Annotated in this window: 19 protein-coding genes; 4 read left to right on the top strand and 15 right to left on the bottom strand. The window is 66.2% G+C overall.

What is annotated here, in order from left to right:
• Position 1 precedes the first annotated feature (1 nt).
• From ASB57_RS28165 to ASB57_RS28125, 9 genes are all read right to left on the bottom strand, one after another.
• Entirely contained in the window at positions 2-799 is a 798-nt protein-coding gene (locus tag ASB57_RS28165) for an ABC transporter permease (RefSeq protein WP_057655201.1), read from the bottom strand.
• The gene (locus tag ASB57_RS28160) at positions 796-1,830 is read right to left on the bottom strand and encodes an ABC transporter substrate-binding protein (RefSeq protein ID WP_197424870.1); all 1,035 of its coding nucleotides are present in this window, start codon (positions 1,828-1,830) and stop codon (positions 796-798) included. The genes ASB57_RS28165 and ASB57_RS28160 overlap by 4 nt, the downstream gene beginning before the upstream one ends.
• 57 nt (positions 1,831-1,887) lie before the next feature.
• Positions 1,888-2,730 carry a TauD/TfdA family dioxygenase gene (locus ASB57_RS28155; protein WP_057655198.1) on the bottom strand — a complete coding sequence of 281 codons (843 nt, stop codon included), beginning with the start codon at positions 2,728-2,730 and terminating at the stop codon, positions 1,888-1,890.
• 75 nt (positions 2,731-2,805) lie between these two features.
• Positions 2,806-3,558 (bottom strand): class II aldolase/adducin family protein, encoded by a 753-nt coding sequence (locus ASB57_RS28150; protein ID WP_082621895.1) that lies wholly within the window; start codon positions 3,556-3,558, stop codon positions 2,806-2,808.
• Entirely contained in the window at positions 3,555-4,499 is a 945-nt protein-coding gene (locus tag ASB57_RS28145) for an ABC transporter ATP-binding protein (RefSeq protein WP_231755277.1), read from the bottom strand. Before ASB57_RS28145 ends, ASB57_RS28150 begins: the two co-directional genes overlap by 4 nt.
• Before the next feature lie 74 nt (positions 4,500-4,573).
• The gene (locus ASB57_RS28140) at positions 4,574-5,848 is read right to left on the bottom strand and encodes a hydantoinase/carbamoylase family amidase (protein ID WP_231755276.1); all 1,275 of its coding nucleotides are present in this window, start codon (positions 5,846-5,848) and stop codon (positions 4,574-4,576) included.
• The gene (locus ASB57_RS28135) at positions 5,849-6,730 is read right to left on the bottom strand and encodes an alpha/beta fold hydrolase (RefSeq protein ID WP_057655196.1); all 882 of its coding nucleotides are present in this window, start codon (positions 6,728-6,730) and stop codon (positions 5,849-5,851) included.
• 36 nt (positions 6,731-6,766) lie between these two features.
• On the bottom strand, positions 6,767-7,900 hold the full coding sequence (locus ASB57_RS28130) for a pyridoxal phosphate-dependent aminotransferase (protein ID WP_057655195.1): 1,134 nt from the start codon (positions 7,898-7,900) through the stop codon (positions 6,767-6,769).
• Between the two features lie 14 nt (positions 7,901-7,914).
• Positions 7,915-8,700 (bottom strand): SDR family oxidoreductase, encoded by a 786-nt coding sequence (locus ASB57_RS28125; RefSeq protein ID WP_057655192.1) that lies wholly within the window; start codon positions 8,698-8,700, stop codon positions 7,915-7,917.
• A 326-nt stretch (positions 8,701-9,026) separates the two neighbouring features.
• Here ASB57_RS28125 and ASB57_RS28120 point away from each other — a divergent pair, with 326 nt between their 5' ends.
• The gene (locus tag ASB57_RS28120) at positions 9,027-9,725 is read left to right on the top strand and encodes a GntR family transcriptional regulator (RefSeq protein WP_231755275.1); all 699 of its coding nucleotides are present in this window, start codon (positions 9,027-9,029) and stop codon (positions 9,723-9,725) included.
• 99 nt (positions 9,726-9,824) lie between these two features.
• On the opposite strand, the gene ASB57_RS28115 is transcribed toward ASB57_RS28120, so the two are convergent.
• Positions 9,825-11,165, bottom strand: coding sequence for an amidase (locus ASB57_RS28115; protein WP_197424868.1), 1,341 nt, complete (start codon positions 11,163-11,165; stop codon positions 9,825-9,827).
• Positions 11,166-11,649: 484 nt separating this feature from the next.
• Here ASB57_RS28115 and ASB57_RS28110 point away from each other — a divergent pair, with 484 nt between their 5' ends.
• The 3 genes from ASB57_RS28110 to ASB57_RS28100 all read left to right on the top strand — a co-directional run bounded on the left by ASB57_RS28110 (position 11,650) and on the right by ASB57_RS28100 (position 14,757).
• Complete coding sequence (locus ASB57_RS28110) at positions 11,650-12,789, top strand: ABC transporter substrate-binding protein (protein WP_082621893.1); 1,140 nt, start codon at positions 11,650-11,652, stop codon at positions 12,787-12,789.
• 16 nt (positions 12,790-12,805) lie between these two features.
• On the top strand, positions 12,806-13,549 hold the full coding sequence (locus ASB57_RS28105) for a class II aldolase/adducin family protein (RefSeq protein WP_057655190.1): 744 nt from the start codon (positions 12,806-12,808) through the stop codon (positions 13,547-13,549).
• A gap of 380 nt (positions 13,550-13,929) precedes the next feature.
• Entirely contained in the window at positions 13,930-14,757 is an 828-nt protein-coding gene (locus ASB57_RS28100) for an SGNH/GDSL hydrolase family protein (RefSeq protein WP_082621892.1), read from the top strand.
• Here the strand turns inward: ASB57_RS28100 and opgC are convergent.
• The 5 genes from opgC to ASB57_RS28075 all read right to left on the bottom strand — a co-directional run bounded on the left by opgC (position 14,738) and on the right by ASB57_RS28075 (position 23,196).
• Positions 14,738-16,000 carry an OpgC domain-containing protein gene (gene opgC, locus ASB57_RS28095; protein WP_156414294.1) on the bottom strand — a complete coding sequence of 421 codons (1,263 nt, stop codon included), beginning with the start codon at positions 15,998-16,000 and terminating at the stop codon, positions 14,738-14,740. The genes ASB57_RS28100 and opgC overlap by 20 nt on opposite strands.
• 416 nt (positions 16,001-16,416) lie before the next feature.
• A complete protein-coding gene (locus ASB57_RS28090) occupies positions 16,417-17,286 on the bottom strand; it encodes a hypothetical protein (protein ID WP_369822767.1) in 870 nt (289 codons plus the stop codon).
• Between the two features lie 8 nt (positions 17,287-17,294).
• Entirely contained in the window at positions 17,295-18,920 is a 1,626-nt protein-coding gene (locus ASB57_RS28085) for a bacteriophage N4 adsorption protein A (RefSeq protein WP_057655188.1), read from the bottom strand.
• Entirely contained in the window at positions 18,917-21,022 is a 2,106-nt protein-coding gene (locus ASB57_RS28080; RefSeq protein WP_057655186.1) for a glycosyl transferase family protein, read from the bottom strand. The genes ASB57_RS28085 and ASB57_RS28080 overlap by 4 nt, the downstream gene beginning before the upstream one ends.
• 2 nt (positions 21,023-21,024) lie before the next feature.
• Positions 21,025-23,196: a cellulose biosynthesis cyclic di-GMP-binding regulatory protein BcsB gene (locus ASB57_RS28075; protein ID WP_197424866.1), complete on the bottom strand. Its 2,172-nt coding sequence runs from the start codon at positions 23,194-23,196 to the stop codon at positions 21,025-21,027.
• Between the last annotated feature and the right edge of the window lie 31 nt (positions 23,197-23,227).

Genomic DNA, 23,227 nt, shown 5'->3' with positions numbered 1-23,227 from the left:
TTCACAGCTCGCTTCTCCAGAACACGGTCTTATGTTCGGCCCAGGCCACCAGTCCATAGAAGGACGTGCCCAGCAGCCCCGCCATCAATATCGCCGCCCACAACGCCACGAACTGCTCGTTGTACATCGCTTGCAGCAGCAATACGCCCAGGCCGGAGGTATCGCCGAACCATTCGCCCGCGATGGCGCCCAGCAGACTCAGGGTGCACGCCAGGCGCAGCGCCACGAAGATCTGCGGCAGCGCCGCCGGCAACTGCAGGCGGAACAGCAACTGCCACCGGGTGGCGCCGAAACTGCGCAGCAGGTCCACCTGCCGCTTATCCACAGCCTCCAGCCCATTCAGCGTATTTACTGTCACCGGGAAGAAGGTCAGGTAGAAGGCGATCAGGGCCTTGGCCAGGATGGTGTTGCCGAACCACAGCACCACCACCGCGCCAAAGGCGATGACGGGAATGGTCTGCGAGATGACGAACAAGGGAAAGACCGTTTCGCGCAGCAGGCGCGAGCGATGGAACAGCACGCCGTTCATCACCCCCACCAGCGCGCCGGCCGCATAGCCCAGCAGCGTTTCCGACAGCGTACGCAGAAAGCCTCCGGCATACGCATCCGGCAACGCCGCGATGGCGCCCAGGATGACGGACAGGCGCGGCAGGTAGTACGGCTTGATGTCGGCCGCCACCACCACGCCCTCCCATACCGCCGCGATGACGGCGATGGTGATGATGCCGCGCAACACCACCGCGCCCGCACCGGCGGCACGGCGCGGGGTCACGCCGGCGCTTGCGCTTGCTCCGCTCATGGCAGACGGTCCGCCACCGGGATGGCCTTGAGGAAGCTGGCATCAAAGGCCTTGGCCACATCGACGGGCTTGCTCACCACGCCGTTCTTGACCAGGAAGTCCTCGGCGGCCTGGATGGCGGTCGGATCGATCCAGAACAGGCCATCGGTCTTGGCCTTGCCTTCCGTCATCAGGCGATAAGCCTCGGTCAACATGAACTCCTGATGCGTGCGGTCCAGGGTCGGCGCCACCTTCATCACCGCGTCGACGGCTTCCTTGGGATGCTTCATCGCCTCGCGCCAGCCGCGGATGGACGCACGCAGGAAGCCCTTGACCAGTTCGGGCTGTTCCTGCGCGGTCTTGCGCGACACGATGACGGTATCGCGCGGAAAGGTGATGCCGTAATCCTCGGCTTTGAACAGGCGCAGCTTGTCATCGCCGACGCGCTGGCGAATGGTGTAGAGCTCGTTGTACCAGGTGGCGGTGATGACATCGACGTCGCCGTTCACGAAGGGCGTGACACTGACCTGCTGCGGCTGGATGTCCACCTTGGCGCGGTCGATGCCTTTGTTGGCCAGCATCCCGAACAGCACGTAGTTGGCGCCGGTAAACCAGGCCGTTACCTTCTTGCCCTGGAAGTCTTCCAGCGTCTTTATCGGGCCATCCTTGCGCGCCACGAACACGAAGGGCGTGACCTGGTGCGCCACGCCCACCGACACGATGGGCATGCCCTTGTCGATGGCGGCCAGCACGCTGTCCGTGCCGCCGGACAGGCCGAAGGTGTCGGCGCCGGTGGCCACCAGGTTCTCCGTCAGCAGATTGGGGCCGCCCGGATTGATGGTCAGGTCGATGCCTTCATCCTTGTAGTAACCCTGAGACAACGCGTAGTAGAAGCCGGCGAACTGCGTCTGCGGCAACCATTTCAGCCGCAGCGAGGCCTTGACCAGGTCCTTGGCCATGGCGGGCGCCGGCAGCGTGGCCAGCGCGGTGCCGAAGGTGGCGGCCCAGGCCATCAGGGTCAGCAAGCGTCGTTTATTACGGAAAGCGGTCATCTTTTATTCCCCTTGTCGTGCTTCGATTGCGTGCGTGCGAAGTCGGTGTAAACCTGTTCAGAACGGCCGCGTGCCGGCGACTGTGGTGCGATGCATGACGCGGCGATACTTGTGATCGTCGTAAGGCGTGGCGCAGTGCATGGTGCAGCGGTTGTCCCAAATGACGAGATCGCCCTGGCGCCATTGGTGCCGGTAGACGAAGGCGTCGCTGATGGCGTGCTGGTTCAGTTCGGCCAGCAGGGCATCGCCTTCGGCCTTGGGCAATCCGTCGATCTGCTTGACGATGTCCTGGCCCACGTAGAGAGACAGGCGGCCGGTCACCGGATGGGTGCGCACGACGGGATGCACGACATCCGGCGTGCGGGCTTTCTGCTCATCGCTCAGCGGCGTGCGATCCGCGAAGGCCTTGCCGTAATAGCCGGCGTAGGAATGGGTGGCGGTCAGATCGCGGATGCGCGCCTGCGTCGCCGGCGGCAACCCTTCGTAGGCCAGGTGCATGCTGGCGAACAAGGTGTCGGCCCCTTCCGGCGGCACCTCCACCGAATACAGCAGCGACCCCATGCTGGGCTCGGCGACATAGGACAGGTCGGAATGCCAGTTCCAGCCTTCCTTGTGATTGCCGATGGGCTTGCCGTTTTCCGCGACGTTGGACAGCACGTAGATTTCCGGCAGGCCCGTGGTGAGGAACTGCTTCAGCACGTGGGTCATCAAGGAACCGAAACGGCGGCTGATATCCACATGGCGCTGATTGTTCAAGGCCTGGCCGCGCACCAGGATGAGCGAGTGTCGTTCCAGGTCCTGGACCAGTTGATCGACGGCCACGTCGCTGGCGGGATCGGCCAGATCCAGGTCCAGCACTTCGATGCCGAATCCAGGATGCAGGGAGCGGGTCTTGAGCATGCTTACACCTTCGTACGTTTGATGTTCGTGATTCAGGTCGTGCAGTTCAGGCGCGGAAATTTCAGCCGCGGTATTTCAGGATTTATAGGAGGCGTCCACCTTGTCCAGCTGACGCAGCAAGCCGGGCCACTCGCGTTCACCGGCCACCAGGATGTCGCCCTTCTGTTCCCAGAACTGGCGTGCCGCCTTCTCGCACACCGCTTCGCTGGGTTGCAGAATGGGGCCGGCGCCACCCGCGGCCGCCGCCTGCATGGCCAGCTGGATGCGCGCGGCCCGCTCGAAGTAATAGAGCAGCATGAAGGCTTCGCCCGGCGTGCGGCCCAGGGTCAGCACGCCGTGGTTGCGCATCAGCATGACGCGGTGCTCGCCCAGGTCGGCAACCAGCCGCGCCTGTTCGTCCAGGTCGATGGCCACGCCTTCGTAGTCGTGGAAGGCCTGGCGGCGATAGAAACGCATGGCGAACTGCGACAGGGGCAGCAGGCCCTCCCGCTGCGCCGACACCGCGATGCTGGCGTCCGAATGGGTATGCAGCACGCACGCGGCGTCGGGCTTGGCCTGGTGGATGGCGCCGTGGATGACGAAGGCGGCGGCATTCACTTCATAGGGGCTGTCGCTGAGCTTGCGGCCCTGCAGGTCGATGCGCACCAGGCTGGACGCGGTGACTTCCTCGAACAGCATGCCGTAGGGGTTGATCAGGAATTGATCGTGCGTGCCCGGCACACGCAGCGAGATATGGTTGTAGATCAGGTCGTCCAGCTTCAGGTTGGCGACCAGGCGGTAGCACGCGGCCAGGGACACGCGGGCATCCCATTCGGCTTGGGGCATCATGCGTGGGCTCCCGGCGTGTCGCTGATGCGGAAGGACTTCATGCTTTCCTCCTCGATGGCTTCGAGCAGGGTACGCTTGAGCGCGATGAATTCCGGCGCCGTGACGATGTCCGCGCGGCGGGGACGCGGCAGGTCGACCTTCTGCTCCAGCTTGACCCGGCCGGGTCTCGCGGTCATCACCAGCACGCGGTCGCCCAGGAACAGCGCCTCGTCGACATCGTGCGTGATGAACAGGATGGTGCGCCGATGCTTCTGCCAGACGTCGAGCAGCCAGCGCTGCATCATGCTGCGGGTCAAGGCATCGAGGGCGCCGAAGGGTTCGTCCAGCAGCATCAGGTCGCGCTTGAACATGAAGGTGCGCATCAGCGCGACCCGCTGGCGCATGCCGCCCGACAGCTGGTGCGGATACTGGTTCTCGAAACCGGCCAGGCCGAACTCCGGCAGCATTTCCAGGGCCGTGCGGCGTGCGTCGGCGCGCCGCGTTCCTTCCAGCTCCACCGCCAGGATGGCATTGTCGATGACCGTGCGCCACGGCAGCAACAGGTCGCGCTGCGGCATGAAGGACACCTTGCCCAGCAGGTCGGCGGCGCGGCAGGACTTGCCCAGGAACTCGATGCGGCCGCCCGCGTCAGGCTCTTCCAGGCCGGCGACGATATTGAACAGCGTGCTCTTGCCGCAGCCGCTGGGACCCACCACGGTGACGAATTCTCCAGGGGCGATGTCCACGCCCAGGCCGTTCAGGGCCTGGGTGGCGCCGAAGGTCTTGGAGATGCCGGCCAGGCTGAGCAAGGCGCCCGGACCGCGGCCGTAGGCCACGGGCGCGCCGCCCGCGCGGTGGGCGGCTTCCTCACCGATTTCGTGGCCGTCCAGGGGCGCCGGGCTCGCGGCCGCCGCCGCGGCAGCGCCGGCTGCATCCAGGGTCGGGGTCGAAGCGAACATCATCGTATCTCCTTGCGCGACGGCCCCCAGGCGGGACTTGGCCGCCTGCGATGCGGGTCGAAAAAAGCGTGTGAGGCTCATGGCTGGCCCTCCAGGGTGGCCAGCGCGGCCAGGACATCCGCGAGCACGCAGGCTCCGGCGTACAGATCGGCGGGTTCGGTGAACTCCGCTTCGTTATGGGTGATGCCGTCCCGGCTCGGCACGAACAACATGGCCGACGGGCAGATGGGATGCAGGTAGCGCGCGTCGTGGCCGGCGGCGGAGATCAGCTCGCGATACGGCAGGTCCAGGGTTTCGGCGGCACCGGCCAGGCGAGCGCGCATGGCCGCCGGAAAGGTCAGCGAGTCGGCGGCCGACAAACGCGTCACCTCGACCGCGCAGGGTCCAGCCGCGGCGGCACAGATGGGTGCCACCAGCGCCGACAACCGCTGCAAGGTGGCGCTGTCCGGATGACGCAGGTCGATGGAGAACACCACCTGGCTGGCCACCACCGACGGCGCGCTGGGCGTGACGTCGAAACGCCCGACCGTGAACTTCACGATATCCGCGTCGTCGTGCAGCGCGCGCGCCAGGTCCTGCACCATGGCCGTGGCTGCCAGCAGGGCATCGCGCCGCTCGGCGCGCGTTGAAGTGCCGGCATGCGCCGCCTCGCCTCGCACGGTCACGCGATACGTATGTTTGCCTTGTATGCCGGTCACGACACCGATTGGGCAGTGCGCCCGCTCCAGCTCGGGGCCCTGCTCGATATGCGCTTCGACATAGGCGTAAGGAACCACGCCGCCCACGTCCCGCATGGGGATGCCCGGCAAGGCGGCGGCGGTGGCCGCCAGCGCGGCCTCGACGGAGATGCCGGCCTTGTCCTGGATGGGCAGCAGGTCGGCCAGGGTGCGCGCGCCGCCATAGACGGCGGCGCCCATCATGCCCGGCGCGAAACGGGATCCCTCTTCATTCATCCAGGCGACGATCTCGACCGGGCGGCGCGGCGCCACGCCGGCCTCCTGCAAGGCTTGCACGGCTTCCAGCGCCGCCAGCACGCCGTACACACCGTCATAGCGACCACCGGTGGGCTGGCTGTCCAGATGCGAGCCCGACACCAGGGGCGCGCCCTGCCCCGCGTCCCAGCGCAGGAAGAAGTTGCCGGCCGCGTCGCGGCTGGCCGTCAGGCCCAGGGCCGCGCCCCACTCGGTCATCAAGGCCTGCGCAGCCGCGTCTTCCGCCGACAGGGCCGCGCGATCCACGCCGCCGGCCGCGGTGGCGCCGATACGGGCCATCGCCATCAGGCGGTTGAGCAGGCGTTCCTGGCTGACCAGGCGGGAAGGCAATTCGTTCATGGCGCGGGCGATTCCCTTCATTTACTGGGTCTTCATGATCTCGCCGGGCGCGGACCGGGGATCGCGCGGCAGCCATTTACCCTGATCCACCGTGGCCAGGAAATCCCCGACGAACTGGTTGAACAGGCCCGGCTCTTCGATGTTCAAGGTATGGCCCGCCTTGGGCAGCACCAGCAGGCCACTGGCGGGCACGGTGCGTTTCAGGAAGATGCCTGGCTGCAGGCAGTGGTCGTCTTCGTCACCGACGATGACCAGCGTGGGCACGGCCATCTGCTTGAGCTCGTCTTCCAGGTCGTAGATGGACGGGCGCCGCGCCTGCACGCCACGCATGGTGTTGGCCGAACCGGTAGCGTCGTGCTCGCCCAACTGCTGGGCGAACTCGGCCCAGCCGCGCGGGTCCTTCAGCTGAAAGGCGATGCGCGACGCCGCGGTCGAGTACACCTTGGCGAAAGCCGGTGCGCCCAGCTCCTCGAACTTGCGGGCCACTTCCAGCGACACGCCGCGAAAATAATCCTCGTACTGCTTCTCCGCGCCATAGCCGGCGCCCGCCACCACCAGCGACAGCGCGCGCGCGGCGTAGCGCAGGCCGAAGTGCAAGGTGGCGAAGCCGCCCATGGACAGGCCCACCACATGGGCGCGGTCTATGCCCAGGCCATCGAGCACGTCGGCCATATCGTTGACGGCGATTTCCTGCGAATAACGGTCAGTGTCAGCCGGCACCTGCGAAGGCAGATAGCCGCGCGCGCTGTAGGTGATGCAGCGATAGCGCCGCGCGAAATAGCGCATCTGCGGTTCCCAGCTGCGCCAGTCGCCGCCGAACTCATGCACGAACAGGATGGGCGTGCCGCTGCCGCATTCCTCATAGTGCAGGGTGACGCCGTCGCGGGTAGTGATGGTAGGCATGTCTTGCGTATCCTCTTGGCGTTGACGACGTAGTGCCTAGAACAGCGCAACCGGTTCCGGATGCTTGCGCGCGTGTTCCACCATGGCCGGCAGCAGTTCGCAGCAACGGTCGGCCCAGGCCTCGGGCACCGTCAGGCTGATCTTGACGAAGCGGTCGCCGAAACGTTTCGTGTGATACGTCCCCTGGCGGATCATCACGCCCTCGGTCTGGTACGCCGCCACCAGCGCTTCCGGGCGCACACCTGCGTTACCGGTTTCCACGATCAGCAGATTGGCCTGCGACGGATAGACCGGCAGATGCAGGCCGTCGACGCGTGCCACGGCATCGGCCAGGGCGGCCTGGTTGCGGCGCAGGCGCTGCTTGATCTCGGGGAACCATTCGGCCTTGGTCTGCAGACCCGCGATGGCCGCGCGCTGCGACAACACGTTGCTGCCCAGGTTGTTGGGCGGCGCGCTGGCCAGCCGCTCGATGATGTCGGGATTGGAGATCACCGCGCCCAGGCGCATGCCAGCCAGCCCCAGCCACTTCGAGAAGCTGTAGGTCATCACGGTCTTCTCGGGATAGAAGCGCAAGGCCGGCGTGAAATCGTCGGCGAACTGCGAATACGTGGCATCGTGAATCAGATACGCGCCGACCGAACGGGCGATGTCGGCAATCTCGCGTATTTCGGCTTCGGTATGGCAGGTGCCGAGCGGATTGTTCGGGTCGACCAGATAGATCACGCCGGTGTTGGGGCCCACCGCGGCGCGCAGTTGCGCGGCCGTCAGCTTGTAGCCTTGCGCCGCGTCGTAGATCGGCAGCTCGATGACGTTGGCGCCGGCCTGGCGCGCGAAGGCCATGGGCCAGGCCCAGCTGGGATCGGTGGTGACGAAATCCTTGCCCGGCTCGCAGATATTGCGGCAGACGTTGTAGAGCGCTTCCACCGCGCCGTCGGTGACGAAGGCGCAAGCGTCCGGCACGCCGGCATCGCGCACGATCAGCTGGCGCAGTTCCTCGAAGCCGGCCGGCGGCGCGTAGGCGTGGTAGTCGCCACGGGTCAGCGCGTCGGTCACCGCGGCGATGACGGCGGGGTGCGGATCGAAGTGGTTGGTGTTCTGGCCCAGCCACATCAGCCCCGGCGTGTTGCAGAGGCGGTCGAAATAGGCGTTGCGTTGTTCAAAGCTGCGCATGGCGTACCCGGCGGTCAGATGATGGAGCGGCGCGAAGCGATGCCGCCGTCGATGGTCACGATGGTGCCGGTGATGTAGCCCGACCGTTCGGATGCCAGGTACACGATGAGGTCGGCGACTTCCTCGGGGCTGGCCGGGCGCTTGGCCGGGTACTTGTCGAACAGCTCTTCCCAGCGGTTCTCGTCGCCGTACCAGTCCACCGCGCGCCGCTTCATCAGCTTGACCATGCGGTCGGTGGCGACGGGGCCCGGATTGACACCCACCACGCGGATGCCGTCATCCAGGCTGCGCCCGCCGACACCGCGGGTGAACGCCATCATGGCGGCGTTGCCGGTGGTGCCCACGATGTAGTTGGCGTCCCAGTTCTCACCGGAGTTGCCGATGTCGTTGACGATGACGCCATGGCCGCGCGCTTTCATGTGCGCGTAGATCTCGCGGGTCAGGGTGACGTAGGAAAAAATCTTCATGTCCAGGCTGTCGCGCCAGGCCTGGTCGGACAGCTGGTCCATCGGCCCCGGGGTGGAATCGGCCGCGTTGTTGACCAGGACGTCGGCGTCGGCGCACAGACCAGCCAGGGCCATGACGTTGGCGGTGACGGACAGGTCCATCGCGTGGGTGTGCACCTCGACGCCGTACTCGGCCGTCAGCGCCGCCTTGGCCGCGGCCAGGCCGTCGGCCGATCGCGCGGCCAGATAGAGCTTGGTCACGCCCTCGCGGGCAAAGCTGTGTGCCGTCGCCAGGCCTATGCCTTTGGAAGCGCCGGTGATCAGCGCCGACTTGCCCTTCAAACCGAGATCCATCGCTACTTGTCCTTGACTGAGGTTCGGGGGCGGATCCATGTATGCAAGACTTGAATCCGCGGCACCCGGTTTTACTTGCCATGCCCCTTTATGGAGACGGGCGGCCTGGGGTACTGCTTCAGCAAAAGCAACATCCATGCCAAGTTTCTGCCCTATGAGGCGCATGAATGCTGGATCTGGCTCGCCCCAAAGCGGGGCGCAACATGGTGCGGGCCTGCCACTTTTCTGTGCATACAAGATTGTTTATCTTGCATACATTAAAAGTTAAAATAGCCGCACTCCTGGTCTCGCCGCTGACAACCTTCACCACCATGACGACTCTTCCCGTGTCTTCTATCGCTGTATCCCCCCTCCCCGCCGCGCCGGCCCCGGCAGGGGCCAGCCGCTCCGCGCAGATCCAGCAGATTCTGGAAAGCGAAATCCTGGCAGGCACGCTGGCGCCCGGCGCACGGTTGGATGAAGTCGAGTTGGCGGCGCGCTTTCAGGTGTCACGCACGCCGGTGCGCGAAGCCCTGCGGCATCTGGCGTCGGCGGGCCTGATCCAGATACGCACGCGGCAGCCGGCGCTGGTGGTGGCCCTGTCGGCCGCGCGCCTGATCGAGATGTTCCAGGTCATGGCGGAACTGGAAGGCCTGTGCGCGCGCCTGGCCGCAAGACGCATCACCGCGGCCCAGCTGGCGCAGTTGAGCCGCTATCAGGAAGAGCTGGTCGTGCTGGCAGGCACCGAGGAAGTGGAAGCCTTCTATGAAATCAACCGGCGCTTTCACGAGTTGATCTATGAAGCTTCACAGAATGCTTTCCTGGCCGAGCAGACGCGCGCGCTGCGCAACCGCATCGCGCTGTACCGGAAGATGGTCACGCAGAAGCCCAGCCGGCGTGCCGATACGCTGACCGAGCACGCGGCCGTGTTGCGCGCGCTGGCCACCGGCGACGAGGAAGGCGCCGGCGCGGCCATGCGCGGCCACGTGAACCTGCTGGGGGAAAAGCTGCTGGACTTTATCGCGCTGTTCCCCCGGGCGGATTGACGACACCGGTGCCGACGCCGTCTGATGCCGGCCCTGTGCATCGCCAGGGGCGAGATCACACCGTAGCGCGTCGTCGCACCCTACGCCGGCGCCGCGATTTCAGCGCGTGGGCGCCAGCAATCCTTCCGCCCATTTGGCGATACGCAGCAAGGGAAAGTCATGCCCATGGGGCGCGACCAGCTGGATCGCCAGCGGCAGGCCGCGCGACGATTTGCCCGCCGGCACCGACAACGCCGGAAAGCCCAACATGGTCCACGGCGCGCAGAACGCCGCATCGCCGGTGTAGTCCAGGCCCTCCGGCGCCTCGCCCGTCGCGGCCACGGTCAGCACCGCATCGTAGGTCGCCAGGCGATCGGTGAACTCGACGCGCAAGCGCCGCTGCGCGCGCCGCGCGGCGATGTAGTCCTCGGTGCTCACGGCCGCGCCGTCACGCACCAGTCCTTTCAAAGGCTCGCTGGCGCCCGCCGGATGGCGCCGCACCAGATCCGCATAAATATCGTGCGCTTCATGGAACATGATGCGCGTGAGGACGCTCTCCGTTTCCTGGCCCAGGGCCGGCAGGACCACTTCATCGATGGTGGCGCCTGCATCACGCAGACGCCGGACGGCGGCATCCAGCAATGCGTTCTGCTCGTCATCGACGCGATCCCAGTAAGGCGCGCGCACCAGCGCCAGGCGTGGCGCCGCCGCGGGCGCCGGCAAGCCCGTGGCCACATCGAAGGACACCGCGGCCAGGTCACCGCCATCGGCGAACACAAAGCCGGGATCGCCCAGCCACTTCAAGGCATAGGCCACGTCATCGACATGCCGCGCCATCAGGCCCACATGGTCCAGCGACGCCGACAAGGGGTGCACGCCTTCACGCGGCACCACGCCGAAGCTGGGCTTGAAGCCGACGATGCCGCAATAAGCAGCGGGCCGCACCACCGATCCCATGGTCTGCGTACCCAGGGCCAGCGGCACGATGCCGGCGCCGACCGCCGCCGCGGATCCGCTCGAAGAGCCCCCTGGCGTGTGGCGCGGATTAAAAGGATTGGCCGTCGGGCCAGGATGACGGAAAGCGAACTCGGTGGTGACCGTCTTGCCGAAGACCGTGCCGCCCAGGCGCTTGATGGTGGCGACCACGGCGGCGTCTTCCATGGGCACGTAATCGGGGAACATGGCGGAACCGTTGGTCGTCCGCAGGTCGGCGGTCGCGATGATGTCTTTCACGCCTACCGGGATGCCGCCCAGCGGACCGCTGCCGGCCGTCATGTCGGCCAGCGGCACGCGCGTGACGAAGGATCGCAGCCAGGGTTCGCAGCGATCGGCCCGGTCCGCGCACGCGGCGAGATAGGCGGCGGGGGTCAAGGTGCCGGCGGCGTAGCCGCGCAGCGCCTGCAGCAGGCCGGGGATGGAAGACAGGGATTGCGGGTCTTGCGGCGTCGAAGAGGCAACCAAGATGAACACTCCTGAGTAGTTCTTCCGGCAGCACGGCGCAGCGCCTGGTCGCCGGGAGTCCTCGACCACTGCGTGGTCGATCCTGTCAATCGATGCAATATGCATGCCATCTGGTGACGGCTTTGGAGGACAGGGCCCAGGCATTGTCCTTTCCGCACATTTATTCCGACATTTCAATGCCCTGGCGGCGTCAGCCGCTCTCGCGGCATGGCCGCGACGCACGGGCCGGGCACTGGCCGCCGGCCCGCGTCCGCGCCCTCCGCACCAAGGCCGTGCACGACGTGGTGCGCCGGGCGCGGGCCTCGGTCAATGAAGTCACGCGAAGGCGTACTTATTGACTGAAGGACTTACGCACGCCCCAACATATAACCGTGAGTTGGAAGAATCGACGTAAATCTTCGTGGCCCCAACGGTGGGCAGCCCCCATCATTCGGCCTCTGGCCGGCGCGCTATGCCGGCAACCTTTCGTGGAGCAGGTGTGGATATGGCGGCAGGCAGCAAGATTTATGGTGAGACGGCGCGGGGCGCGTCTGGACGGACTCGTGCCGCGCGTTGGCTGAAAGGCCTGGCCATTTCGGCCGCGCTGGGTATGGCCGTGGCTCCAGCGGCCCAGGCCGCCGATACCGTGACCGTCGGGTTGGGCATCCCCCTGACCGTCGACAGCGGCGGCGTCTATGCCATCGGTTACGAGCTGGGTTTCTTCAAGGAAGAAAACCTGGACGTGAAGACCCTGGTGTTCCAGGGTGCGGGCGCCTTGCTGCCGCAGGTGGCCACCAAGGCCATCACCATCGGCCTGCCCTTGCCGGAGCCCGTGCTGTCTTCGTACGAGACGGGCAAGAGCCCCCTGCCGGTGGTGTATTTCTATAACGCCATTCCCGCCAACGAGATCGAACTGGCGGTGCTGGCCGATGGTCCCATCAAGACCATCAAGGACCTGAAGGGCAAAAAGATCGGCGTCGGCGCGCTGACCTGGGGCACCATACCCGGCACGCGCGCGCTGCTGCGCCAGGAAGGCCTGACGCCGGGCAAGGATGTGGAGATCGTGCCGGTGGGGATACTTGGCCCGGGCTTCCAGGCCTTGAAGGATGGTCGCATCGACGCCTTGAACTACAACAGTCTGTGGCACACCATGCTGGAATTCACGGGCGTGAAGATCCGCCGTCTGGAATACCCGGCCACGTTCCGCAACATGAACAGCAACGGATTCATCACGCACCAGGACACCTTGCGCGACAACCCGGAATTGCTGGCCCGCTTCGGCCGCGCCTATACCAAGTCGCTGATCGCCTGCGATGCCAACCCGCAGCGCTGCGTCGAAGCCTTCTGGCGCCTGCAGCCGGATGCCAAGCCGAAGACGGACAATCCCGCGCTGGCGCTGGAGCAGGCCATTACCTTGACCAAGCTGCGCATGGGCAAGGCCTTGCGCACGCCGGACGGCAAGACGCGGGTCCCCGGGCAGTTCGATCTGCAGACCATCCAGAACTTCGTCGTCGCCATGCATAAGGCGGGCGAGTTCAACACCGATCAGATCCCGGTCGCCAAGATCTTCAGCAACCAGTTGGTGCCGCAGTTCTCGGCGTTCGACATCAAGGCGGTGCAGGCGCGCGCGCTGGCCACGCAGTAATTGGCTGGCGCTCGACATGACAACACCTCTCGCGGACGAAGCGGCCGCGCGCGCGGAGCTGGCGGCCTGCTACCGGCTGGCCGCGCGGGCCGGCCTGGACGACGGCATCTATGCCCATATCTCGCTGCGCGTGCCGGGCCACGATGACCATTTCCTGATCAACCCCTTCGGCCTGCATTTCGCCGAGATCACCGCTTCGACCCTGGCCAAGGTCGATGCGCAAGGCGAGTTGCTGGACGACCCCACGGGCCTGGGTATCAACCGCGCGGGCTTCGTCATCCATTCGGCGATCCACCAGGCGCGGCCGGATCTGCATTGCGTGATGCACACCCATACGGTCGCCGGCATGACGCTGGCCGCGTCGGCTGACGGCCTGCTGCCCTTGAGCCAGCATGCGATGCGGTTCCATGAACGGATCGGTTATCACGATTACGAAGGCATCGCCGTCGACCTGGACGAACGCGCGCGGCTGGCCCGCGACCTGGGCCCGCACAATGCCCTGGTGCTGCGCAACCACGGCCTGATCACCGCCGGGCCCGACGTGGCCCACGCGTATGACCTGATGGTGTTCCTGGAACGCGCCGCCGAGGCGCAATGGCGCATCCTGGCGGCTGGCGCGCCGCTGGCCCTGCCTTCGCCGGAAGCGGCCCGGCGCACGGCTGAGCTGTTCGCCCAGCCCCGCCGCAGCGCCGTCCACCGCAGTTGGGCAGCGTTGCTCCGGGAACTGGAACGGGCAGAAGGCAGGGCCTGGGAGGCCTGACACTTGCTGCGCCAGAGCTTGTCGCCGCAGGCCGGTGCCGAAGCCGGCCAGCATGGGTCGGGTTGCCTCGACGCTCTTCCGCCGAGACACCCTCGATCCAGCATTGCGCCCCCCTTTTGGGACCGCAATAAAACCGTTGCCATATCCAGACAAACCCTCCCCTCCAGATGGCCGAACAGCCGTCCAAAATGTGTCACGGCAGAGTAATCTGTTCCTGAATAACAACAGCTTTGTCTGCAAGAAGTAACACCCGGCTTTTTCGTTTGAAGCCACCCCGGACTTACCGCATGATGTGTCCGTTCCAGGCGCTGGGCGCAGGCCGCCCCCCAGCACCAAAGCCGAAGTTCATCCCGCGGCCTTTTCCTGCTATTTGGGTTTCGATGAACGTCTTGCGTACCGCCAAAGCACCGCGCAGCTTCCCGCAGCGCCGTCCTTCCTTCTACGGCCGCAGTGCCGGCGCCTTGCTGTTGAGCAGCCTGCTGGTCTGCTCAGCCGCCCTGGCCCAAAACGCCACTGCGCCGTCCTCCCGCGCCCCCGAAGTCCTTCTGCAGCCCGCCGCCCCGGTTACCACGCCGGCCATGACGGCCGCGCTGGACCAGAATGCCGCATCCGCGGTGGACAATCGTTGGGATGCCAGTCTGGCGGCCTTCGCGGCGGCCGACAAGGAACACCCGCCCAAGCCGGGCGGCGTGCTGTTCGTGGGCAGCTCATCCATCCGCCTGTGGAACAACCTGGAAAGCGAGTTCAGCGCCCTGCCGGTGGTGGTCAAGCGCGGCTTCGGCGGCTCGCGCATGATGGACTGTACCCAGCATCTGCACGCCCTGGTCGCGCCGTACAAGCCGCATCTGGTGCTCGTCTATGCCGGCGACAACGACCTGGCCGAAGGGCGCACCCCCGAGCAGGTCTTGCAAAGCTTCCGCAAATTCGTGGAAGGCGTGCGCTCCGAACTGCCCAAGACGCGCATCGCCTATATCTCGATCAAGCCCAGCCCCTTACGGGAAGGCCTGATGCCGCAGATCAAGGAAACCAATGCCTTGATCAAGGCCTACACCTTGACGGTCAACAACGCCGACTTCATCGATGTCTATTCGTCCATGCTGGACGACAAGGGCCAACCGCGCGTGGAGCTGTTCCGCGAGGACAAGCTGCACTTGAACGCCGACGGCTATGCGCTGTGGAAGCGCATCATCACCGCTCACCTCGATTGACATTGCACTTGCCTGCCCCCGCGCCCGCCAGGGCGTGGGAAGGCCCCGCCTGCTTCTGCAGGTTTTTCTCCTGACGCGCCGCGGCGACCGCCTTGCCGGAACGCATGATCACCGCCACGCCATACAGCACGACGACGCTGCCGATATAGAGCGCCGCGTCCGTCCAGGATGAACGCGCCGGCGTCGCCAGGCCGACCATGCACAGCGCCAGCAGCACCAGCACCAGGTGGGCGCAGAACACCGACAACGACGACTGCCCCATCGTTTCCAGGAAACGCACGCGCGGCAGGTGGCGCTTGAGCCAGCCATCGTAGTGCATGGCCAGCACCACCAGCGCGAAGACATTCAGCAGACGCATCGGGGCCAGGTGCCATTTATCCCACAGGAAATTGATCGGCTCTCCGTCGGGGAACGGCGCCTGCCCGGTCAGATGGCGCCAGATGAAGAACGTGCCCGCGATGAACGCCGCGCCCACCACCAGCATGCGGGGGAAGGGGCGCCGTTGTTCGGCCGGCACGCGGGCGTGGGTCGCCCCCAGCCACAGGCCGAAAATCCATAACAGCTGCCAGCCGAAGGTTTCGAACGCGCCGGTTTCGCTGAACGGCACGGGCAGACCGGTCAGGTCCACCAGCCAGGTATAGAGGTACTGGGACAGGCCGAACTGCGTGGCGAACCAGAGCAGGCCGCTGATGGTGAGGATGGTGCGCCAGCCATGCCGCAAGCCGATGGACAGCACCCACGGGCTGATCAACATGAAGATCACGTAAATGGGCAGGATGTCGAGCAGCGGCGGGTTGTAGATCAGCGCCAGCGCAGACAGGAACGCGGTGGTCGGCTGCTGCAGGTAGTACCACATCAGGTGCTGCACGTCGGGCTGCGGAATGGTCAGGCCCAGCACGGCGATGAGGGTGAAGAGGAACAGCAGGCAGGCTGCCTGGCAGGCGTAGACCACCAGGGCGCGGCGCAGGAAGGCCTTGTGCATGGCGGCGATGCCGTCGCGCATGTAGCGCTGGGTGTAGACCAGGCCCGCCATGTAGGCGGACAGCAGCACAAAGCCTTCGGCGGCCGAGACGAAGCCGAAGGGCTGGGACGTGGGGATGGCGAATTTGGTCGGCAGGTGGGTGGACAGCATCAGCACCAGCATCAAGCCACGGACGGCGTCCAGTTCCCACATGCGTGGGCGGCCGCTCTTGGCCGCGCTGCGGGGAGGATGAATTGCCGGGGATGTCAGGTTTGCTGCCATGATCTGCTTCTGCCTTCGATAGCGTCTATCCACATGGTGAAAATCGCGGCGAGCCCTGCTGGGGGCCTACGTGGCCGCCTGATGCACGGCGGCCTTCCCCTAAGCAAACTTCAGGCCCGAGCCGTTACGGCGCTATCGTTGATTAATTGATTGATTCGGGTAGCTGGTGGGGGCACGGGTATGGTGGCGTGTCCCCTTTTGTTTCTTCCCAATGCCTGGATACGGTGTCTCGGCCTTCACGCAGATATGCGGTTCAGCATCGGGTAAACCCGAGATTACAACGGGAGTCGTGGGAAATTATTGAACTTCGCCAATGAAAAGGTAACCAGAAAACTCTGACGGCGTGGAGGGCCTGGATTGCGACCGCCGTGGCGACCAAACCCGGACCAGACCTGGACCGGACACCGCCCCCTCGCCTAGCGTGCCAAAGCCTTTACCAGCGCGGGTGTCACGTAATGCGGCCCGTCGAACAAATAGGTCTGGTACCCGCGATACGCCGCCAGCTGAGGCCGCAATTCGTCAGCCGTGGCAGGCCGAAAACCGCCAGCCGCCGGCCTGAACGCCTCCACGATGATCCTCACCCGCTCGCTTCCCAGTTTCTTGCGCAGGGCCTCCGCGTACTCCAGGGCGACCTTGGGCGTACGCGCGTAGACGCCGACACCATCCTGGAAGAACACCCCGACGTCCGGCGGCAGCCAGCTGGCCACCCAGTCCGCCATCTCGTTCGCCCCGCCGTTAGCGCTGTCATAGATGCTGATCCACAATGGCCTGGGCAGATCCTTGAGCAAGGCCGGCAACTGGCGCGCGCCCTCCCATTCCGGACTGGCCTCGACCGGGAAGTACCAGCCGACCACGTTCAGCGGCGTCGGCAGCCGCGCCAGGGCGCGGGATTGCGCGGCCAGTTCCGCGATTCCGGCGCGCGCCCGCTTCTCGTCGAAACGCCCACCCAGGCCCAGGATCACGCGACGGGCCCACGGCTCCTGGGCGATCCGCCGCCAATCCGGCAGCACCGGCGCCTGCGGCAAACCGCTGCCCGGCACGAAGGCCAGGTCGTCGACGGCGGACCACTGGACCAGCAGCTCTTGCGCCCCCAGGCGCTGCCAGTCGCCAGCGATGCCCACCGTCCGGTTATCCACCTGCCAGGCTATGCCCGTCACCGCGGGCGCGCGATAGCGCTGCACTACCCACCAGCCCGCCGCGATGGCCCCCGCCAGCAAGGCCGCCAGCAGCACGGCGCACAGCGTCGGATGCCGGCCCAGGAAACGTCGCGATCCCCCTCTGCTCACCTGGCCTCCTAGTAGGAATACGTGAAGCGGGCGAACACGCCGCGCGCCCGGTCATCGCCGAACACCCGTGCGCGGTACTGCAGCGACAGGTCCCAGTACGATTGCGGCGCGTGGTAGCGATCCTCCCGGAACCAGTAGCGCAGACTGACGCCAGCGCCCAGACCCGCGGCACTGCCCGGCGACCCACGATTGCCCGACTCGAAGTTCATCTGCGTATCGTAGTCATAGGCCGCTACCGCGTGCGGAAAGACGACCAGCTTCGGACTGACACTATCCAGCCGGTAACTGCGGCCCAGCTGCCACTCGCTGTTCACGTAGGTGCGTGACTGACGGAAGTAGTGGCCCGTCTCGGCATACAGCTGCGAGGTCCACCAGGCAGGCACGTCCACCCGCAGGTCGGTGCCGATGCTGGACCCATAGCCCAGCCGCGCCAGCCAGTCGGCCTGCACGTTCGCCCCGCCAAGCGGGAACACCCGCTCCAACGCCGCCACCAGGTTGACCTGGGTGAAGGGCTTGACCCGCGCGCCCACGTCCCCCTGCAGGGCGTCCGCTCCGGTGTCATACACCCCACCCCGGCTCCACAAGGTGTCCGTGACGCCGGCGAACAATTCCAGATAGCGCGCGTCGCCATAGCCCAGGGGCCGCCAGTAGACTTCCGTGGTGTTCTGCACACTGTCGTTCGGTGAACTGGGCGCGCCGCTGATCCCGCTGGCCGCGTTCGCACCGCGATAGGTGGTGGTGTTGGTCAAGCCGAAACGCCGCTCCACGTCCGCCACCACCCTGCGTGTCTGGAACGTGTCCTGTTCGGACATGGGCAGATTGCCCGCCTCCTTGGCGTCGATGGCGCGCTTGAAATACTTCACCGCGTCCCGGTCATTGCCCACCTGCATGGCGTTGTATGCGGCGTCTTGAACGAGACTGGGCGGCAAACCCTGCTTGCGGTCCAGGTCCGCGAAGGCGGCATCGGCCCCGCGCCGGTCGCCAGCCTGCATCAGCGCGTACGGGACCTGCAGCGCCTCGTTCTGGCGCTGCTCGCGCATGCCATCGCGCAGCGTCACCAACTGGAGCACCTGGCCCAGATCGCGGATCGCGGCGTCGATTTCGGCCTCCGCCGCGTCTCGATTATTCAGGCGCTGCAACGACTCGATCAGCATCAGGCGATAGTCCAGGTTGCGCGGAGCTTGCCGTACCGCCACGCGCGACTCGGCAAGGGCCAGGTCGTAATCGCCGTCGTTGTAGGCCGCCAGCGCGCGCTCGGCGGCCTGGAAACCAGGCGGCTTGCGCGCGATGAATTCCATCGGATGGTCGCGGCGATACTTGTCGCGCTGGGCCAGGGTGATCAGCTTGCGCATTTCCTGGGAATCCGGCCGCTGCCGCAAGACTTCGCGCGCCCGCGAGATCGCCAGGTCGTAGCTTTTGCTGTCATAAGCGCGGTAGGCCTCCGCGGCGATGCGCAAAGGCGGGCCGCTGAGTTCCAGCGGCAACAGGCGGTCTCCGCCGGCTGAGGCACCAGAGGCACTGGAAGCACGGGACGCACCGGCGGTCCCAGAAGCGCCGGCCGGTGCGGGCGCGATCACTACAGCCGCGGTGAAGGCCATGGCCACCGCGGCGGGCCCATCAAGCCAATACTTCATAGCCCCGCCTCCACGCCATCGAAACGCAATTGCCGCGTCACGGCGCGTTCGATGTCCTCGCGCTTCACCACGCCCATCTCCACCAGATAATCGCCCAGGCGCCCATGCTCGCCAGGCCGGTACTTCATGATGGCCTGGGTCAGTGCCATACGGCTGACCACGCCCAGGTCGACCAGCGCATCGCCCAGCAAGGGCGCCTGTTCGCGTGGCATTTCCTGGCCATCCTGCATGCGGGCAAGCCGCAGCTGCGCGTTGATCTCGCGCTCGCGTGCAATGCATTGCAAAGGCTCCACGCCCAGTTCCTCCGCGACCTGCTTCAGGCCTTCGTCCGGCAGCGGCTCGGTCACGGCCACCTGGGGCCGGCCATCGACTTCCTCGATAAGGGGCACCACGCGCCAGCGCGTCTTGAACTCGTCGTCCAGCGTGGAATCGATGTGCACCTGCGCCGCCAGGTCATGCACCAGCGGCAGGTCGTTCTGGAACGCGACGGCCTCCGCCAGCGTGCCGTCGTCGAGCCAGCCATGGTTGATAAGAATGCGGCCCAGGGAAAGATCGCGTGTTTCGAGTTCGGCCAAGGCGATCTCCAGTTCTTCTTCGCTGATCGCGCGCCATGACAGCAGCACGCTTTCAAGTCGGGGCGGCGCGCCCGCGGCGCGGCCCGCGGTGGGAAAATCGTGCATGGTCTTGTCCCACGCCAGCCGCCGGTTCAGCAGCTTGCTGGTCAGGTACAGCCGCCATGCACGCGCCGCCGCCATGGCATTGACGAAGTTGCCGACGACCATGCGCGGCACGGACAGCACGCCGTGCTGCCAGCCGTAGATCCGCGTCGTGAAGTACACGCGATGGACCATGCGCCATACCAGCATGAAGGCGTTAGCCAGCAGCAGCGCCCGCACCAGGCTTTCCTGCTCGAAGGGGGTGGGCAGGCTGAGATTCCAGAAGCCGCTGTAGTGAATGACGGCCAAGGCCATGACCTGCACCAGCAGCAGATAGGCCAGGATGGCGATGAACGACGTGACGATGCTCTTGCGGTCGCGGAACAGCAGGTAGCGGTCGGCGAGAGAGCCCGCCCACCCCAGCTGCTCCCACCCTTGCAGGCCGATACCCAAGGTCCAGCGCGCCTTCTGGCGGAAGGCCGTGCGGAAGGTGTCAGGGAAATACTCCCGCACGCACAGGGGCATACGCAGCACCGTCTCCCGCGAAGGCGCGAACCACGAATGCCGCGTCACGCGGAACTCCACCGGAAAGCGCACGAAGCTGGCCTGCATCCCCGCCCGCGCCAGCCGCGCCCCGACGTCGTAATCTTCGGTCAGGCTGTCCGTATTGAACGGGTTGTTCTGCGACTCCGCGCACAGCGCCAGCAGCGCCCGCCGCGAAAAACACGTGCCGACACCGGCGGACGGCACCGAGTCCGTCATGCTGTCGCGCACGGCCAGGTCCTTGCCGTGCCACTCGGCAAACTCATCCATGTACGTGCCGGCCAACCATTCGAACCAGTTGCGCTCCAGCGCCACCACGGGCAGCTGGATCATGTCCCGGTCGGGCAGCAGATAGTTGAACAGCCGCAACTCCAGCGGATGCAGGACATCTTCGCTGTCGTGCAGGACGGCGCCGGAGAACTGCACGCCGTTGGTCTGCTCGAACCGGAAAATCGCCTGGACGATCCAGTTCAGGCAATCCGCCTTGCAGGTGGGACCAGGATGCGGCACCTCGACGCGATGCAATTGCCTGTAGCGGCGCCGCATGCGCTCGACCTCATCGATGGTGCGCTGGTCGTTGACGTAGGTACCGACGAAGATCGAGTAATTGCGGTAGCTGAGGGTCGCGACCATGCTCTCGATCATGGACGCGATGACGTTGTATTCCAGCCAGGCGGGGACCATGATCGCCAGGTGCTGCTCGCGCTTGGCGAGCAGTTGCTCCTGGGTCAGGTCATCGTAGCGGTGCTCGGCGCTGCCCTTGACGAACAGGCGCAGCGCCCAGTACCAGAGGTCGATCACCAGGTCGTCCAGGCTGGACACCAGGATGATCGCCCCTACCCACAGCATCCCCGTTTCCAGGAAGGTGTAGTACTCCGCGAGCTGGTAAGGCAACCAGTTCATATTCACTGCTGCTTACCGCCTTCGATCTGGCGTCGGCGCGCGCGGCGGCTGGCAATGATCAGGAACAGGACCAGGATCACGGCGATGGGAATGGCCCACAGCCATGACGGCTCGCGCCAGGCGTCCAGGCCGGTAGGCGCCGCGCGCGTGACCATGTCGCCGCCGCGCGGATCGTCGGGGTCGAAGGTGGTGACCGCGCCGTTGTCGTCCAGCATGGCGGCGTTGCCGCGGCCAAGCAACAGACGCTGGGCCAGCACGGGCTCGTGCGCGCCCAGGTTGCGGTACGTGACGCCCATCTGTTCACCCTTGGCGTCCGCCGCGCCACTGGTATGCGCCACCTGCAACACGGCCATGCGATCCAGGGCATGGATGTCGAGCAGCGCGCGCGTTTTCTGGTCTATCTGCAAGCGGCCTTGCGCGTCGGTCTTGATCGCTTCACCACCGTCCTTCAAGGGCAGGTCGAAGGCCAGGAAGGCGCCGGACGGCGCAATGGGCGCGGCCGCATCCGTGGCGACGTCGAAGCGCGCCCGCGTGGCGGAGATGCCCGTGGCCTCGGCGATGCGGATGACGCGCGGCAAAGTCGTGCCCGCGTGCTCCAGGTAAGCCGGCGGCACCAGCACCTGCGCGCCGGACGCGAAGCGGGCAGCCATGCCGGCAAAGTCGTCGCGCAGTTCCGCCTTTTCCACCGCGATGTAGCTGGAAGGCAGCACGGCCGCCGGGAAACCTTGCGGCGTCTCGGCGCAACGATCACTGACGGGCTGCCGCTGGAACGACACGCGCAGGACGTTGCGCGAGTTGATCGCATAGGCCGGGATGCGGGCCTCGATGCGTTCGCGGGCGCCATTAGCGGTCAGCTGCCGGGCGCCGATCAGGTAATCGTTGAAGTACAGCGACGCGACGGGCGGGGTCGACGAGACGCCGGGCGAGGCCGCGACGTCAACGACGGCTTGCGTCGGGACGCGGCCGTCGTAGGCCACGCTGCCGATGGCGAAGGTCGCCGTCCAGTCAGCCTGCGTCTTCAGGTCCATGGTGCCCGGAATGCCGCCCAAGTAGTTCAGCGACACGCGGCCGTCCGGGTCGGCCGGCACTTCCGCGCGCGCGACGGTCAACTGCCGACTGCGCGCCAGCTTGCGCCAATGGCCATCGAGCATGCCGGCGGACTTCGCCGCGGTGGCCGCGTCGAACATCAGCACGGGTCGGTTGCCTAGCAAGGTCAGACGTATGCTGTCGGTGCCCAGCGCGCCGGCGCCGAGCTCGCTGCGGTGGCCGCGCCATTGCGCGTAGGCCTTGGCGGCGTCGGGATCGCGCTCCTGGATCTGCGCCTGCAAGGCGTTCAGGGACGCCGCGATGGCGTCCATCAGCGGCTTGTCGGCGATGGCCAGATCCGCTTGCACGGCGTCGGTCTGTCCCAGCATCAGCAGGGCGCCGATTTCCGCCGGGTCCTTGATGCGATGTTTGTCCTTGCCGGACAGCGCGGCGAAGGCGGGCACAGAGGCAAGCGCGGCGGGTACCTGCACGTTCTTCAGGTCGACCTCGTCACCCGGCACGGGGAAGACGATGGTGCGCACCTCCTTGCCAGCCTGCTGCAGGACCAGCCCCAGACGCCACGCGGCATCGTAGCTGGCCGGCGCCAGGGTGCCCGGCGCGACGAGGATGGCGGGTGTGCCGGACAAGGCGTTCCACGCGGCGTCGATGCTGGTCAGCCTGCGGGCGTCGAAGCTGTAGTCCAGATGCGACGCGGGATCCACGCGCAGCAGATTGCCGATGTCGCCTTCGCGCTCGCACAAGGTGCGCGCGACCGACGACGACCAGCGCACGCCCAGACGAACCACGCCCTGGGGGCGCGCGTCCTTGTCCACGCCGATCTTGACGCTGGCATCGCCGCTCTTGTCGTTCAGGGCCTGTGCCTGCACGGGGTAGCCGTCCAGCGACAGCAGCATGGTGTTGCTGCCGCCGTCGGCATTCAGATAGCTGGCGCGGAAATCCAGGGTGGCGTCGGTCAGGGGCACGCCCACCGGCACTGGCAGATAAAGTTCGCGGCGCGCGTCGGCGCCGTTGAAGACCAGCGCGTTGGCGATGTTGACATCGCGCAGCGTGATCTGGCGGTGCTGGATGGTGTTCTCGTCAAGGTCGGTAATGGCCTGCGTGAGCGGGCTGGCCGCCAGTGCGGACATTGCCGGGAGGGATGCGAGAAGGGTCAGGAAC

This window comes from Bordetella sp. N, assembly GCF_001433395.1.
Taxonomy (GTDB): Bacteria; Pseudomonadota; Gammaproteobacteria; order Burkholderiales; family Burkholderiaceae_B; genus Bordetella_C.
This window is presented reverse-complemented; position numbering and strand designations above follow the sequence as displayed.